Genomic DNA, 15,191 nt, shown 5'->3' with positions numbered 1-15,191 from the left:
GTAAATCATGGCCAAGGGCGTCCGCGACAAGATCAAGCTGGAATCGACCGCAGGTACGGGTCACTTCTACACGACCACGAAGAACAAGCGCAACATGCCGGAAAAAATGTCGATCAAGAAGTTCGACCCGGTTGTTCGCAAGCACGTCGAGTACAAGGAAACCAAGATCAAGTAATTGATCGGGTTTCGAGCCTGACGAAGACAGAAAAACCCCGCTTTTTAGCGGGGTTTTTCTTTTTGCGCGCCCGCCCCGCCTCGGTTCGCGCGATGCAACGGTGTTTTAACGGCAGCGCCCAAACTGGCGCTATCCGTTCGCTCCGCTCTCGGAGTATGCTTCCCGCTTTATACCGGCTGCCACACACGTGTCATATGCGATGCCAGCGGCCATGAGGCCATGACAGCCCAGGACCGTGGCAAACGCGGCGGCCGGAAAGCGTAGAACAAGAGAGACGGAGAAGCAGGATCATGAATTTCGATGTAGCGATCGTCGGCAGCGGCCTCGCAGGACTGAGCGTCGCGCTGAATCTCGCCGGTTCGCGTCGCGTCGTGATCATCGCCAAGCGCGCGATGACCGAAGGCGCGAGCGACCGTGCGCAAGGCGGCATTGCCGCCGTGCTCGATTCGGCCGACAGCGTGGAGAATCACGTGGACGATACGCTCGTCGCCGGCGGCGGCCTGTGCGACGAGGCCGCCACGCGCTACATCGTCGAGCATGGCCGCGAGGCCATCGAATGGCTGATCGCCCAGGACGTGCCGTTCACGAAGGACGCCGCCGCCGAACTCGGCTTTCACCTCACGCGCGAAGGCGGCCACAGCCATCGCCGCATCATCCACGCCGCCGACGCCACCGGCCACGCAGTCGTGCAAACGCTGCTCGAGCGTGCGCGCTCGCACCCGAACATCACGATTCTCGAAGACCATCAGGCGATCGATGTCATCACGTCCGACCGGCTGGGTCTGCCGGGTCGTCGTTGCCACGGCCTCTATGCGCTCGATTTGAAGAACGACCGCACGGTGACGATCCAGGCGCCGCACACGGTGCTCGCCACGGGCGGCGCGGGCAAGGTCTACCTGTACACGACGAACCCCGATACGGCCACCGGCGACGGCATCGCCATGGCATGGCGCGCGGGCTGCCGGGTGGCGAACATGGAGTTCATCCAGTTCCACCCCACCTGCCTGTTCCACCCGCACGCCAAGTCGTTCCTGATTTCGGAGGCCGTGCGCGGCGAAGGCGGCGTGCTGCGCCTGCCCGACGGCACCCGCTTCATGCCCTCGCACGACGCGCGCGCCGAGCTGGCGCCGCGCGACATCGTCGCCCGCGCGATCGACTTCGAGATCAAAAAGCACGGCATCGACTGCGTGCATCTCGACATCAGCCATCAGCCGCCGGCATTTCTCGAAGAACATTTCCCGACCATCCTCGCGCGCTGCCGCGAATTCGGCATCGACATCACGAAGGAGCCGATTCCGGTGGTGCCCGCCGCGCACTACACCTGTGGCGGCGTCGTCACCGACCTGGCCGGGCGCACCGATCTCGCGGGCCTCTACGCCGTGGGCGAGACATCGTACACGGGCCTGCACGGCGCGAACCGCCTCGCGAGCAACTCGCTGCTCGAGTGCCTCGTGATCGGCCGCTCGGCGGCTGAGGCGATCGAGGCGGAAGGCTTCAGCGCGGGCGCACATGCACCGCTGCCCGACTGGGACGAAAGCCGCGTCTCCGATTCCGACGAGGAGGTCGTCGTTGCCCACAACTGGGACGAGCTGCGCCGGCTGATGTGGAACTACGTCGGCATCGTGCGCACCGACAAGCGGCTCGAGCGCGCCCAGCATCGCCTCGCCCTGCTGCGCGACGAAATTCTCGAGTACTACGCGAATTTCCGCGTCACGCGCGACCTGCTGGAACTGCGCAACCTCGTCGAAGTCGCTTCGCTGATCGTGGAAAGTGCGCGCTCGCGCCGCGAGAGCCGCGGCCTGCACTACAGCCGCGACTGGCCGAACTCGCTGCCCAAGGCGCTGCCGACCGTGCTCGCGCCGGAGCGCGTACGCAATCGCACGGTTTCATGAGCCGGGCGAACTGAACGCGCCGCAAAAAAAGGCCGCCTCATCGCGAGGCGGCCTTTTTCGTTCTGATTCAGCCTGGCGAACTTGCGGCTTCAGACAATGCGCATCGAAAAGTCCGTCGCGCGCACGTCCTTCGTCAGCGCGCCAATCGATACGCGGTCCACGCCGGTTTCCGCGATCGTGCGCACCGTGTCGAAGCTCACGCCGCCCGAGACTTCGAGCACCGCACGCCCCGTCGTGAGCTTCACCGCGTCGCGCATCATGTCGAAGGAGAAGTTGTCGAGCAGTACCGACTTCGCGCCGTGCGCGAGCGCCGTTTCGAGCTGTTCGAGCGTCTCGACTTCGATCTGGATCGGCACGCCCGCATCGAGCGCGAGCGCGGCGTCCATCGCCGCCCCCACGCCGCCTGCCGCGGCAATGTGGTTTTCCTTGATCAGGATGCCGTCGTAAAGCGCGATACGCTGGTTTGCGCCGCCGCCCACGCGCACCGCGTACTTCTGCGCGAGACGCAGGCCGGGCAGCGTCTTGCGCGTGTCCAGAATGCGCGTGCGGGTGTGCGCGATCATGTCGACGTAGCGGCGCGTCACGCTCGCCACGCCCGAAAGCAACTGCAGGAAGTTCATCGCGTTGCGCTCGGCCGTGAGCAGCGAGCGCGCCGGACCGCGCAGCGAGCAGACGGTCGTGTCGGCGGCCATGCGCTCGCCTTCGCGATAGTGCCAACGGACTTCGATGCGCGGATCGACCTGCTTCACCACGCCGTCGAACCAGAGCACGCCGCACAGCACCGCGTCTTCGCGCACGATGATGCGCGCGTCGCGCATTTCGTCGGCGGGCACGAGACGGCCGGTCCGGTCGCCGGGGCCGACGTCTTCTTCGAGCGCATCGGCCACGTTGCGTGCGATCGCGGCGTCGAACGCCGCGCCGTACTGGGAGCGCACTTCACCGAGCACAGGCGCAACGGCATCGACTGCGAGCAATTCGAGTGCGCCCATTTACGCCGCCCCCACTTGCGAGAACAGCGCGGTGTCGCGCGCGAGGTCGCCGCTCGCCTGCACGCGGCGCTTGTGCTCCGCCGCGAACGCCAACATGCGATCGATCGGCAAACGCGCGCGCTCGCCGATAGCGGCGTCGACGTGGATCTCGTTGTGACCGCGCTCCAGCACGTCAACGAGATTCGCCAGACCGTTCATGGCCATCCACGGGCAATGCGCGCAGCTCTTGCAGGTGGCGCTGTTGCCGGCCGTGGGCGCTTCGATGAAGGTCTTGCCCGGCGCCGCGAGGCGCATCTTGTGCAGAATGCCGAGATCGGTCGCGACGATGAAGCGTTGCGCGTCGAGCTTCACGGCGGCGTCGATCAGCTGGGTGGTCGAGCCCACCACGTCCGCGAGCGCGACCACGCCTTCAGGCGATTCGGGGTGGACGAGAATTTTGGCGTCCGGATATTCGGCGCGCAGCAGATCGAGTTCGATGCCCTTGAATTCGTCGTGCACGAGGCAGGAGCCTTGCCAGAGCAGCATGTCGGCGCCGGTCTTCTTCTGGATGTAGCTGCCCAGGTGCCGGTCCGGCGCCCATAGAATTTTTTCGCCCTTCGCGTGCAGGTCGGCGACGATCTCAAGACCGATGGACGACGTGACCATCCAGTCCGCGCGCGCCTTCACGGCCGCGCTCGTGTTGGCATAGACGACCACGGTGCGCTCCGGATGCTCGTCGCAAAACGCCGAGAACTCGTCGATGGGGCAACCGAGGTCGAGCGAGCAGGTCGCATCGAGGTCGGGCATGAGAATGCGCTTGTTCGGACTGAGAATCTTCGCGGTCTCGCCCATGAAGCGTACGCCCGCCACGACGAGCGTCTGCGCCTCGTGGTCGCGGCCGAAGCGCGCCATTTCGAGCGAATCGGCCACGCAGCCGCCGGTTTCGTCGGCGAGCTCCTGCAATTCAGGGTCCACATAATAGTGCGCGACAAGCACCGCCTTCTCGCGCTTGAGCAACGCGCGAATCCGCTCCTTCAATGCCACGCGCTCTGCCGCGGACGGCGCATCGGGCACACGCGCCCAAGCCTGTCCAACGTTGCAGACGGCACCCTGCGGCCGGTCATATTCGACCTTCCTGATCGCCTGACTCATCATCTCCTGCCCCTACCGATCGCCGCGCCATTGAAGCCATTGTGGGGACTCCGGCTTTTTTGCGGCCCAAAAAGAAAAACCCCGCCAGCGCGGGGTTTTGTGACGTCTCGTCATTCTAAAGGATTTTTCTGCGGCCCACTGACGGGCCAAAATCCGCTCGGGACGATCAAGCCGAAGATCAGGCGTAACGGCGCAGGCGCGAAGCGAATTCCTGCAGCGCCTTGATACCGCTTTGTTCAGCGCGATGGCACCAATCCTGGAGCTGCGTGAGCAGTTGTTCGCGCGAGGCGCTCGAACGTTCCCAGATCGCGGCGAGTTCGTTACGCAATTCGATGTACGTGCGCAGCTTCTGGCTGTTCGCGAAAATTTGCGGAAGCTGGCGCTTCTGCGGCTCGTTCAGGCTGGCTTCTTCCTTGTCGAACCACTTGCGCGCGCCGCGCATGACCTTGTACTTCTCGCGCTCGCCCACTTCCTTGAGGTGCGCGAGTTCCTGACGGTACGCCTGCTTCACGGCCTTGGCGTAGCGCGCCATCACCTCGTAGCGATTGGACAGCACAGCCTGCAGGGTTTCGTGGTCGGGCACCAGCTTGCCCTTGGTGAGGCGCGGCGTGGGCGCGACCTTCTTCACCTTGGCCAAGCCAACCGCCTGCATCACGCGGATATACATCCAGCCGATGTCGAACTCGTACCACTTGTTCGAGAGCTTCGCGGAAGTCGCGAACGTGTGGTGGTTGTTGTGCAGCTCTTCGCCGCCGATGATGATGCCGAACGGCAGAAGGTTCGTGCTCGCGTCGGACGAATTGAAGTTGCGGTAGCCCCAGAAGTGGCCGAGGCCATTCACGACGCCCGCCGCCCAGAACGGAATCCACGCCATCTGCACGGCCCACACGGTGAGGCCGACTGCGCCGAACAGCGCGACGTCGATCACCATCATGATGCTCACGCCGAGAATGGGGTAGCGCGTGTAGACGTTGCGCTCCAACCAGTCGTTCGGCGTGCCGTGGCTGAAGCGGCGCAGCGTTTCTTCGTTCTTCGCTTCGGTGCGATAGAGCTCGGCGCCTTCGAGCAGCACCTTCCAGATGCCGCGCGTTTGCGGGCTGTGCGGATCTTCTTCCGTTTCGCACTTGGCGTGGTGCTTGCGGTGGATCGCCGCCCACTGGCCCGTGAGCATGCCCGTGGTCATCCACAGCCAGAAGCGGAAGAAGTGACTCGCGATGGGATGCAGTTCCAGCGCGCGGTGCGCCTGGCAGCGGTGCAGGTACACCGTCACGCCGATGATCGTGATGTGGGTGACCACCGCCGCGAACAGGACGATCTGCCACCACGAGAAATGGAGCACCCCGTGGGCGAGGAAATCAAGCAGGGAGTTCAACAAGGCATTTACCTGTGAAGCGAAGCGCGCCGGCCTTTGGGCCAGGCGCCAGTGTCAAGAAAGTGAAAGCGATTAGATGCGGTTGGACGGCATTCTACTAGAACCGTTCCAAGTGTTTGTAACAAAGGGAGATTTTTTTCTTTAATGGTTACGGCGTCAATGTCCGAGGTCCGTTTCGAGGCGCTTTGCCGCACCTGAACTGGCCCTTTCCCTGTTACTGGCCCCAACTCGTCTTTCACCACCATCCGATGTCCCGCGATCTGTCAAGCATCCTCGTTCGAATTGCGCAGCTTCGCCCGATTACTCGAAGCTATACGGCGTTCGCCGGGAATCGGGGCGCGATGACGTCCACGCCTCACTAGTCCCTACGTTGAGGATGTCGCCAATACGCAACGAGCAGTCGGCCAGCACGGCCATCGCGGACCGCCCGGCTGCCCCGCCGAACGGTCCCGCAAGCGCCGCACCTGCCGCGCGACTTACTCCAGCGCGGCGTCCGGCTCGGCCGCTTCGCTTTCCTGCGCCTTCGCGATCGCGTCGGAGGTCTCTTGCTCCGCGGCGGCTTCTTCAGGCGTGGTCTGCGCGCCGGCCGCCTTGGTCTTCGGCTTCGCTTCGCCGCGACGCTCCAGCACGGCGGCAAAGAAGCCGTCGGTGGCGTGGCGGTGCGGCCACAGCGAGAGATAGTCGCCCGTGTCGATGCCAACGCGCTGCTCGGCCAGCACATCACGCGCGCTCACCAGCACGAACTCGGGATGCGCCTCGAGGAACTGCTTGACGACCGCTTCGTTCTCAGCTTCGAGAATGCTGCAGGTCGCGTAGACGAGACGGCCGCCACGCTTGAGCAGGCGCGCCGCACTCGTGAGAATCGAAAGCTGTTTGGGCGCGAGTTCGGCGATCGACTCGGGCGACTGGCGCCACTTGAGGTCGGGGTTGCGGCGCAGCGTGCCGAGTCCCGAGCATGGCGCATCCACGAGCACGCGGTCGATCTTGCCGATCAGCCGCTTGATCTTGGCGTCGTGCTCGCTGTCGATCAGCACCGGATTGACGTTCGAAAGACCGCTGCGCGCGAGGCGCGGCTTGAGCTTGGCGAGGCGCCGGTCGGACACGTCGAAGGCATAGAGACGGCCCGTCGAGCGCATCATCGCGCCGAGCGCCAGCGTCTTGCCGCCCGCGCCCGCGCAGAAGTCCACGACCATCTCGCCGCGGCGCGGCGCGAGCAGCGTGCACAGCAGCTGGCTGCCCTCGTCCTGCACCTCGAACCAGCCGTTCTTGAACGAGTCGAGTTTCGCGAGCGCGGGCTTGCCCGTCACGCGCACGCCGAACGGCGCGAACGGCGTTTCGCCGCCTTCGATGCCCGACTCGGACAGCGAGCGGATCAGCTCCTCGCGACTCGCCTTGATGGGATTGGCGCGCAGATCGAGCGGCGCCGGATAGTTGAGCGCGGCGGCCAGTTGCGCGAGTTCGGTGGGCTCAAAGCGCGTTTCCAGCGCCTTCATGATCCACTCCGGCAGATTCAGCTGCACGCGCAGCGGCAGGCTCGCCGGGTCGATCTTCGCGACGTGCTCGAGCCAGGTCGCCTCTGCGTCCGAGACGAACGGACGGATCGCCGAGCGGCCCGCCGTCGCCATGAGGCCGAGCAGCGTGAGGCGGCGCGTCGGGCTGCCCGTGCCGCTTTCGGCCAGGTGCGCGAACTCCATGCGCCGGCGCAGCACCGCGAACACGGCTTCGGCGATCACGCCGCGCTCGGCGTGGCCGAGCTTCGGATGCTCGCGGAAGAAGCGGCTCGTCACGGCGTCGGCCGGGCCCGTGAATTTCAGGACGTCGGCGAGCAACGTTTCGGTCTGTCCAATCAGAAAACCATGCAGTCTCATGCGCCCTCCCCGGCGGCTTGCGAGTCGTCAAAGAAGAGCCACTGTGGCTCGGCCGGCGTGAGCGCCACGCGTTCGCCGTCGAGCGCGAGGCGCCCTTCGACGAACCAGCGCACCGCGCGCGGATACATCAGATGTTCGGTTTTGAGCACGCGCGCGGCGAGCGCCGCGGCGTCGTCGCCCGCGCGCACCGGAATTACCGACTGCGCGACGATCGGACCATGATCGAGCGTGGGCGTGACGAAATGCACCGTCGCGCCATGCACGCGGCAGCCGGCGTCGAGCGCCTGCTGGTGCGTCTTGAGGCCCGGAAACATCGGCAGCAGCGACGGATGGATATTGAGCATCCGACCCGAATAATGGCCGACGAAGGATTCGGTCAGCACGCGCATGAAGCCCGCCAGCACGACGAGGTCCGGCGCATAGCCGTCGATGACTTGAGCGAGCGCCGTGTCGAAGCTGGCGCGATCGGGAAACTGGCGGTGGTCGACCACCGCCGTGGCAATGCCATTCGAAGCCGCGAACGCGAGGCCCGCGGCGTCAGGACGGTTGGCAATCACGGCGGCGATACGCGCGCCCCAAGCTTCCTGCGCGCAAGCGCGCACGATGGCTTCCATGTTGCTGCCCCGCCCCGAAATCAGGATGACGAGATTTTTCATCCGCGGATTTTATCATCGGGGGACCTGCTCAACGCTCGTGCGGCGGCGATCGTCGCCTCGTGCGTTTATAATCTTCTGTTTCGTCGCGGTCCTTGGGCCGCGAATGGCCAGGTCAGTCGGTCAGCCGTCGATCATTAGCACGCGTGCTGCGCCAGCGCGCTTTTCGAGGTTCCACCAGGTTCCGCTATCGTGAGAGTCTTCCGCGGTCTTCCCAATGCCGAAAGCCGCGCGCCCTGCGCGCTGACCATCGGCAATTTCGACGGTGTCCACCGCGGGCATCAGGCATTGCTCGCGCGCGTGCGCGCGGCAGCCGACGCGCGCGGCCTGCCCGTCTGCGTGATGACCTTCGAGCCGCATCCGCGCGAATTCTTCAACCCGGCCAGCGCCCCGCCGCGCATCGCCATGCTGCGCGACAAGCTCGAAGCGCTGCGCGAGAACGGCGTGGATCGCGTGGTGGTCGAGCATTTCAACCACACGTTTGCGAGCCAGTCGCCCGAGGCGTTCGTCGAGCGCATCATCGTAGGCGGGCTGCACGCGCGCTGGATGATGATCGGCGACGACTTCCGCTATGGCGCGAAGCGCGCGGGCGACTTCGCTTCGCTGCGGGCCGCGGGCGCGCATCACGGCTTCGAAGTCGAGCAGATGGCGACCGTGGCCGACCCTTCGGGCGTGCGCATTTCCAGCTCCGCCGTGCGCGCGCAACTGCACGCGGGCGACCTCGACGCCGCGCGCGCCTCGCTGGGCCGCGGCTATCACATCAGCGCGCACGTCACGCACGGCCTGAAGCTCGGGCGCGACCTGGGCTTCCCCACGATGAACCTGCTGATCGGCCACAAGCGGCCGGCGCTCAAGGGCATTTTCGTCGTGATGGTGCATGGCATTGCCGATCATCCGCTGCCCGGCGTCGCGAGCCTCGGGCTGCGCCCGACCGTCGATGACTCGGGCCGCGTGCTGCTCGAAGTGCATCTGCTCGACTGGCACGGCGACGCCTACGGCAAGCTCGTGCGCGTCGAGTTTCTCAAGAAGCTGCGTGACGAGGAGAAGTTTCCCGACCTCGAAACGCTCACCGCCGCGATCGCTCGCGACGTGGCGAACACCCGCGCGTGGTTCGCTGCCGCGGGCGCAGACGTGGCCGGCGGCGCCTCCACCGGCTTCGCCACCTCGGCCACCGACCGAATTAGGTGACCCGCGGCCCGCATGCGCGGGCTGCCCCGCCCCCAGGCGCCGCGTGCCCACAGCACGGCATGCAGCGCCCGAGGCGACGGTTGCGCGGCATCGGCCGCAACGCTGACGCCATGCATCCCCCGAATTCCACGTGATCTCACCATGAGCGACAAAAAAGCATCCTCCGGCAAGCCGCAGAAGTCCGAATCGAAGTACCCCGTCAACCTGCTCGACACCCCGTTCCCGATGCGCGGCGACCTGCCCAGGCGCGAGCCGCAATGGGTCAAGGAATGGGAAGAGAACCAGGTCTACGAGAAGATCCGCGCGGCTTCGAAGGGCCGCAAGAAGTTCATCCTGCACGACGGCCCGCCGTATGCGAACGGCGACATCCACCTCGGCCACGCGGTGAACAAGATCCTCAAGGACATGATCGTCAAGGCGCGCAATCTCGCGGGCTTCGACGCGGTCTACGTGCCGGGCTGGGACTGCCACGGCATGCCGATCGAAATCCAGATCGAAAAGCAGTTCGGCAAGTCGCTGCCCGCCCAGGAAGTGATGCAGAAGGCGCGCGAGTACGCGGCCGGCCAGATCGAGACGCAAAAGAAGGGCTTCAAGCGCCTGGGCGTGCTCGGCGACTGGAACAACCCGTACAAGACGATGAACTTCGTGAACGAGGCCGGCGAGATCCGCGCACTCGCGAAGATCATCGAGAAGGGTTATGTGTTCCGGGGTCTCAAGCCCGTGAACTGGTGCTTCGACTGCGGCTCGGCGCTCGCCGAGGCCGAAGTCGAGTACAAGGACAAGACCGACCCGACCATCGACGTGCTGTTCACGTTCGCGCAACCCGCCGAAACGGCGGCAGCGTTCGGACTGCCCGCGCTGCCGCGCGAGGAAGGCGGCATCGTGATCTGGACTACGACGCCCTGGACGATTCCGTCGAACCAGGCGCTCAACGTCCATCCCGAGATCGACTACGCACTCGTGGACACGCAACGCGGCCTGCTGATCCTCGCCGTCGAGCGCGTGCAAGCGTGCATGAAGGAGTTCGGCCTCGAAGGCAAGATCGTCGCCACGACGAAGGGCGAAAAGCTCTCGCTGCTGCGCTTCAATCACCCGCTCGCCTCGGCGCACCCGGGCTACAAGCGCACCTCGCCGATCTACCTCGGCGACTACGTCACGACCGACACCGGCACGGGCATCGTGCACTCTGCACCCGCCTACGGCGTGGAAGACTTCGTGTCGTGCAAGGCGCACGGCATGGCGGATTCCGACATCATCAGCCCGGTGATGGGCGACGGCCGCTACATCGAATCGCTGCCGCTGTTCGGCGGCCTCTCGATCTGGGCCGCGAACCCGAAGATCGTCGACGCACTCGACGCCGCCGGCACGCTCCTGCGCAGCGAGAAGTACCTGCACAGCTACATGCACTGCTGGCGCCACAAGACGCCGATCATCTACCGCGCGACTTCGCAATGGTTCGCGGGCATGGACGTTCTGCCTGCGGACGGCGGCAAGACGCTGCGCGAAACGGCACTCGAAGGCATCGAGGCGACGGCGTTCTACCCCTCGTGGGGCAAGCAGCGCCTGTATTCGATGATCGCCAACCGCCCGGACTGGACGCTCTCGCGCCAGCGCCAATGGGGCGTGCCGATGGCGTTCTTCGTGCACAAGGAAACCGGCGAGCTGCATCCGCGCACGCTGGAGCTGCTCGAACAGGTCGCGCAGCGCGTGGAGAAAGAAGGCATCGAAGCGTGGCAGACGCTAGACCCGCGCGAGCTGCTCGGCGACGACGCCAATATGTACGAGAAGAACCGCGACACGCTCGACGTGTGGTTCGACTCGGGCACGACGCACTGGCACGTGCTGCGCGGCTCGCACAAGGACGAACTGCAGTTCCCGGCCGACCTGTACCTGGAAGGCTCGGACCAGCACCGCGGCTGGTTCCACTCGTCGCTGCTCACCGCTTCGATGCTCGACGGCCGCCCGCCCTACAACGCGCTGCTCACGCACGGCTTCACCGTCGACGGCGAAGGCCGCAAGATGTCGAAGTCGCTCGGCAACGGCGTCGATCCGCATGAAGTGGCGAACCGTCTGGGCGCGGAAATCATCCGTCTGTGGATCGCCTCGACCGACTACTCGGGCGAGCTGGCCATCTCGGAAGAGATTCTCAAGCGCGTGACGGAAGGCTATCGCCGTATCCGCAACACGCTGCGCTTCCTGCTCTCGAACCTCTCGGACTTCGACTTCGAGAAGCACGCACTGCCCGCAAGCGAATGGCTCGAGATCGACCGCTACGCCGTCGCGCTCACGCATACGCTGCAGAACGACGTGCTCGCCCACTACGACCGCTACGAGTTCCACCCGGTCGTGGCCAAGCTCCAGACGTTCTGCTCGGAAGACCTGGGCGGCTTCTACCTCGACGTGCTGAAGGACCGCCTCTACACGAGCGCAGCGGACTCGAAGGCCCGCCGCGGCGCGCAAACGGCGCTGCATCACATCACGCATAGCCTGTTGCGCATCCTCGCACCGTTCCTGTCGTTCACGGCCGAAGAAGCGTGGAAGGTGTTCCAGCCGCAAAGTGAAACCATCTTCACCGAGACCTTCCACGCCTTCCCGGACGTCGAAGGCGCGCCGGAGCTGATCGCCAAGTGGACGCTGTTGCGCGAAGTGCGCGGCAACGTGACGAAGGCGCTCGAAGAGGCGCGTGTGGCGAACCAGATCGGCTCGTCGCTGCAGGCCGAAGTGCGCATTCTCGCGAGCGGCGCGCGCTACGACGCCCTCGCCTCGCTCGGCGACGACCTGAAATTCGTGCTGATCACCTCGGCGGCGGAAATCGTGAAGGTGGAAAGCGAAGCGGAGGAAGGCGTCGAAGTGGTCACCTCGAAGTACCTCAAGTGCGAGCGCTGCTGGCACTACCGCGAGGACGTCGGCACGAACGCGGAGCATCCGGGGCTGTGCGGCCGCTGCGTTGCGAATCTGTTCGGCGACGGTGAAAAACGGAGCGCGGCATAATGGCAAAGACCCTTTCGAAGCAGTCCAGGTCGAATGGCGCGGGCGGCACGCTCGCGCCGTGGCTGGGGGTCGCGGTCATCGTGATCCTCGCCGATCAGCTCACGAAAATCGCCATCAACAAGGTGTTCAGCTACGGCGAAGGCCGCGTGATCACGCCGTTCTTCAACCTCGTGCTGGTCTACAACAAGGGCGCGGCATTCAGCTTCCTGTCGGCCGCGGGCGGCTGGCAGCGCTGGGCGTTCACGGCGCTCGGCGTGGTGGCGGCGCTCGTGATCTGCTATCTGCTCAAGCGCCACGCCACACAAAAGCTCTTCTGCACGGCGCTCGCACTCATCATGGGCGGCGCGCTCGGCAATGTGATCGACCGCCTGCTGTACGGCCACGTGATCGACTTTCTCGATTTCCACGTGGGCGGCTGGCACTGGCCGGCGTTCAACCTCGCCGATAGCGCGATCTGCATCGGCGCGGTGCTGCTGGTGTTCGACGAATTGCGGCGCGTGCGCGGCGCGCGCTGAGTGTGCGGGCTGCACCGCAACTTCGTTACGTGGAACCAGAGTCAGGCGCTAAAGCGCCAACTCCGGTCGACAAAGGAGCTGTGACTTGAACACGTCCGCTGCAAACCCAGGCGAACTGGCCGGCCGCCACCTCGTGCTCGGCATGACGGGCGGCATTGCCTGCTACAAGATCGCCGAGCTCACGCGCCTGCTGACCAAGGCCGGCGCGACCGTGCAGGTCGTGATGACGGAGGCGGCCACGCAGTTCATCACGCCGGTCACCATGCAGGCGCTCTCGGGCCGCCCCGTCTACACGAGCCAGTGGGACGGCCGCGTGCCCAACAACATGGCGCACATCGACCTCTCGCGCGAAGCCGACGCCATCGTCATCGCGCCCGCCTCGACCGACTTCCTCGCCAAACTCGCCCACGGTTTCGCCGACGACCTGCTCTCCACGCTGTGCGTGGCGCGCGCCTGCCCGCTGCTGGTCGTGCCCGCGATGAACCGGCAGATGTGGCAAAACCCGGCCACGCAGCGCAACGTCGCGCAACTGCGCGCGGACGGCATCGAAACGCTCGGTCCCGATTCCGGCCCGCAGGCGTGCGGCGAGATCGGCGACGGGCGCATGCTCGAACCCGAGGCCGTGTACGAGGCGATCGTCTCGTTTTTCGCGCCGAAGGTGCTCGCGGGCCGCAAGCTCCTGATCACCGCCGGCCCGACCTTCGAGCCGCTCGATCCGGTGCGCGGCATCACCAACCGCTCGAGCGGCAAGATGGGCTTCGCGCTCGCGCGCGCCGCACAGCAGGCGGGCGCCGAGGTGCATCTCGTCGCCGGCCCGGTTGCGCTGGAAACGCCTTGGGGCGTCTATCGCGAAGACGTGCAAACCGCCCAGCAGATGTACGACGCGGTCATGCGCGCCGCGACCGACGCCGATGTCTTCATCGGCGTGGCGGCCGTGGCCGACTGGCGCGTCGATCACGTCGCCGAACACAAGATCAAGAAAACCGCCGAGCACCGCATGCCGACGTTCGCGTTCGTCGAGAACCCGGACATCCTCGCCTCGGTCGCCGCCTTGCCGAATCCGCCGTACTGCGTGGGCTTCGCCGCCGAAAGCGGCGACCTTGAGGTGCACGGCGAAGAAAAGCGCGCGCGCAAGAACGTGCCGCTGTTGATCGGTAATCTCGGCCCGCTCACCTTCGGTCAGGACGACAATGAAGTCGTGCTGTTCGAGGCGAGCGGCCGCAAGCCGCTGCCGCGCGCGGCCAAGCAGGCGCTCGCGCAGACGCTCGTCGCCGAAATCGCGCGGCGTCTGCCGGACCCGAGCATCATCTCGTGACGCGCGCGCCAGCGCACCCGTGTGCCGGCGTGCGGCGCCGCGGACCCAGGCAAGGAGCAGTACTGCCATGACACTGCTATCCGTACTCGACCAGTCGCCCGTCATCGCCGGGCACAGCGCGGCGGACGCCATCGCCGCTACCATCGAACTTGCACAGCTCGCCGACGACCTCGGCTACACGCGCTACTGGTGCGCCGAGCATCACGGCCTGCTCGGCGTGTGCAACCCCTGCCCCGAAGTCATGCTCGCGCGCCTCGGCAGCGTCACGAAGCGCGTCCGCATCGGCTCGGGCGGCATCATGCTGCCCTATTACAGCCCCTTCAAGGTCGCCGAGCAGTTCATGATGCTCGAAGCGCTCTTTCCGGGGCGCGTCGATCTCGGTGTCGGGCGTGCGCCGGGCGGCGACATGCGCACGGCGCAGGCCGTGGCCGCTGGCGCGTACAACCGGGGCGACCAGTTCACGCAGCAGGTGCAGGATCTCGTCGGCCTGATGGACGGCACGCTGCCCGCCGATCATCTCGCGAGCGGCGTCGCGCTGCAGCCGCAGATCCAGACGCGCCCGCAGCTCTGGGTGCTCGGCTCGAGCGACTTCGGCGGCATCCTCGCCGCGCAGCTCGGGCTGCGCTTCTCGTTCGCGCACTTCATCAACGCCCACTTCGGGCATCTCGTGGCCGAGGCCTATCTCGACCGCTTCAAGCCCGGCCACGAAGCGAAGCCGTATCTCGCGTGCGCCGTGTTCGCGATCTGCGCGGACACCGAAGCCGAGGCCGCCGACCTCGAGAAGGCCGTCGACCTGCGCCGCGTGCAGATGGCCTACGGCCTGAACGCGCCGATCCCGAGCCTCGAACAAGGACGCGCGCAGGAATACGGCGAGCGCGAGCAGATCGTGATCGACCGCGAGAAGCCGCGCAGCGTCATCGGCACGCCCGAGAGCGTCACCGAGCGCCTTCTCGCAATCAAGGACAACTTTCGCGCCGACGAACTGATCGTGCTGACCGTTGCGGGCAGCTACCAGGCTCGTCTGCGCTCTTATGAACTGCTCGCCGAGGCGTTCCAGCTGCCTCGCGCCTGAGCGATCCCCCACCGCCCCATCAACCTGACT

12 protein-coding genes are annotated in these 15,191 nt (G+C 65.9%); 7 read left to right on the top strand and 5 right to left on the bottom strand.

The window, feature by feature from the left end; all coding sequences use genetic code 11:
• Positions 1–7 precede the first annotated feature (7 nt).
• Positions 8–175, top strand: coding sequence for a 50S ribosomal protein L33 (rpmG, locus tag M3I53_RS11155; RefSeq protein ID WP_027794136.1), 168 nt, complete (start codon positions 8–10; stop codon positions 173–175).
• A 290-nt stretch (positions 176–465) separates the two neighbouring features.
• Positions 466–2,067: an L-aspartate oxidase gene (gene nadB, locus M3I53_RS11150; RefSeq protein WP_254316002.1), complete on the top strand. Its 1,602-nt coding sequence runs from the start codon at positions 466–468 to the stop codon at positions 2,065–2,067.
• Between the two features lie 89 nt (positions 2,068–2,156).
• Here nadB and nadC read toward each other — a convergent pair whose 3' ends face one another.
• From nadC to purN, 5 genes are all read right to left on the bottom strand, one after another.
• Positions 2,157–3,056, bottom strand: a complete 900-nt coding sequence (nadC, locus tag M3I53_RS11145; RefSeq protein WP_254316001.1) for a carboxylating nicotinate-nucleotide diphosphorylase — start codon at positions 3,054–3,056, stop codon at positions 2,157–2,159.
• A complete protein-coding gene (gene nadA / locus M3I53_RS11140) occupies positions 3,057–4,187 on the bottom strand; it encodes a quinolinate synthase NadA (protein WP_254316206.1) in 1,131 nt (376 codons plus the stop codon).
• A gap of 178 nt (positions 4,188–4,365) precedes the next feature.
• Positions 4,366–5,562: an acyl-CoA desaturase gene (locus tag M3I53_RS11135; RefSeq protein WP_254316000.1), complete on the bottom strand. Its 1,197-nt coding sequence runs from the start codon at positions 5,560–5,562 to the stop codon at positions 4,366–4,368.
• Between the two features lie 473 nt (positions 5,563–6,035).
• Positions 6,036–7,427: an RsmB/NOP family class I SAM-dependent RNA methyltransferase gene (locus M3I53_RS11130; protein ID WP_254315999.1), complete on the bottom strand. Its 1,392-nt coding sequence runs from the start codon at positions 7,425–7,427 to the stop codon at positions 6,036–6,038.
• The gene (gene purN, locus M3I53_RS11125; protein ID WP_254315998.1) at positions 7,424–8,083 is read right to left on the bottom strand and encodes a phosphoribosylglycinamide formyltransferase; all 660 of its coding nucleotides are present in this window, start codon (positions 8,081–8,083) and stop codon (positions 7,424–7,426) included. The genes M3I53_RS11130 and purN overlap by 4 nt, the downstream gene beginning before the upstream one ends.
• A gap of 189 nt (positions 8,084–8,272) precedes the next feature.
• Between purN and M3I53_RS11120 the strand changes: the two genes are divergently transcribed.
• The 5 genes from M3I53_RS11120 (at position 8,273) to M3I53_RS11100 (ending at position 15,161) form a co-directional block, all read left to right on the top strand.
• Positions 8,273–9,268 (top strand): bifunctional riboflavin kinase/FAD synthetase, encoded by a 996-nt coding sequence (locus M3I53_RS11120; protein WP_254315997.1) that lies wholly within the window; start codon positions 8,273–8,275, stop codon positions 9,266–9,268.
• 141 nt (positions 9,269–9,409) lie between these two features.
• Positions 9,410–12,259: an isoleucine--tRNA ligase gene (ileS, locus tag M3I53_RS11115; protein ID WP_254315996.1), complete on the top strand. Its 2,850-nt coding sequence runs from the start codon at positions 9,410–9,412 to the stop codon at positions 12,257–12,259.
• The gene (gene lspA / locus M3I53_RS11110) at positions 12,259–12,774 is read left to right on the top strand and encodes a signal peptidase II (protein WP_254315995.1); all 516 of its coding nucleotides are present in this window, start codon (positions 12,259–12,261) and stop codon (positions 12,772–12,774) included. Before ileS ends, lspA begins: the two co-directional genes overlap by 1 nt.
• A gap of 85 nt (positions 12,775–12,859) precedes the next feature.
• Positions 12,860–14,089, top strand: a complete 1,230-nt coding sequence (coaBC, locus tag M3I53_RS11105) for a bifunctional phosphopantothenoylcysteine decarboxylase/phosphopantothenate--cysteine ligase CoaBC (protein WP_302057647.1) — start codon at positions 12,860–12,862, stop codon at positions 14,087–14,089.
• Between the two features lie 67 nt (positions 14,090–14,156).
• Positions 14,157–15,161 carry an LLM class flavin-dependent oxidoreductase gene (locus M3I53_RS11100; protein WP_254315994.1) on the top strand — a complete coding sequence of 335 codons (1,005 nt, stop codon included), beginning with the start codon at positions 14,157–14,159 and terminating at the stop codon, positions 15,159–15,161.
• Positions 15,162–15,191 lie beyond the last annotated feature (30 nt).

Source organism: Paraburkholderia sp. CNPSo 3272 (assembly GCF_024206495.1).
GTDB lineage: Bacteria > Pseudomonadota > Gammaproteobacteria > Burkholderiales > Burkholderiaceae > Paraburkholderia.
The sequence above is the reverse complement of the archived record's forward strand: the minus strand, read 5'-3'. Positions and strand labels throughout refer to the sequence as shown.

Excerpts from the sequence above, each read along its gene's own strand:
- nadA (WP_254316206.1), bottom strand. The coding sequence starts at position 4,187 with ATGAGTCAGGCGATCAGGAAGGTCGAATATGACCGGCCGCAGGGTGCC.
- purN (WP_254315998.1), bottom strand. The coding sequence starts at position 8,083 with ATGAAAAATCTCGTCATCCTGATTTCGGGGCGGGGCAGCAACATGGAA.
- rpmG (WP_027794136.1), top strand. The coding sequence starts at position 8 with ATGGCCAAGGGCGTCCGCGACAAGATCAAGCTGGAATCGACCGCAGGT.
- M3I53_RS11100 (WP_254315994.1), top strand. The coding sequence starts at position 14,157 with ATGACACTGCTATCCGTACTCGACCAGTCGCCCGTCATCGCCGGGCAC.
- lspA (WP_254315995.1), top strand. The coding sequence starts at position 12,259 with ATGGCAAAGACCCTTTCGAAGCAGTCCAGGTCGAATGGCGCGGGCGGC.
- nadC (WP_254316001.1), bottom strand. The coding sequence starts at position 3,056 with ATGGGCGCACTCGAATTGCTCGCAGTCGATGCCGTTGCGCCTGTGCTC.
- M3I53_RS11130 (WP_254315999.1), bottom strand. The coding sequence starts at position 7,427 with ATGAGACTGCATGGTTTTCTGATTGGACAGACCGAAACGTTGCTCGCC.
- ileS (WP_254315996.1), top strand. The coding sequence starts at position 9,410 with ATGAGCGACAAAAAAGCATCCTCCGGCAAGCCGCAGAAGTCCGAATCG.
- nadB (WP_254316002.1), top strand. The coding sequence starts at position 466 with ATGAATTTCGATGTAGCGATCGTCGGCAGCGGCCTCGCAGGACTGAGC.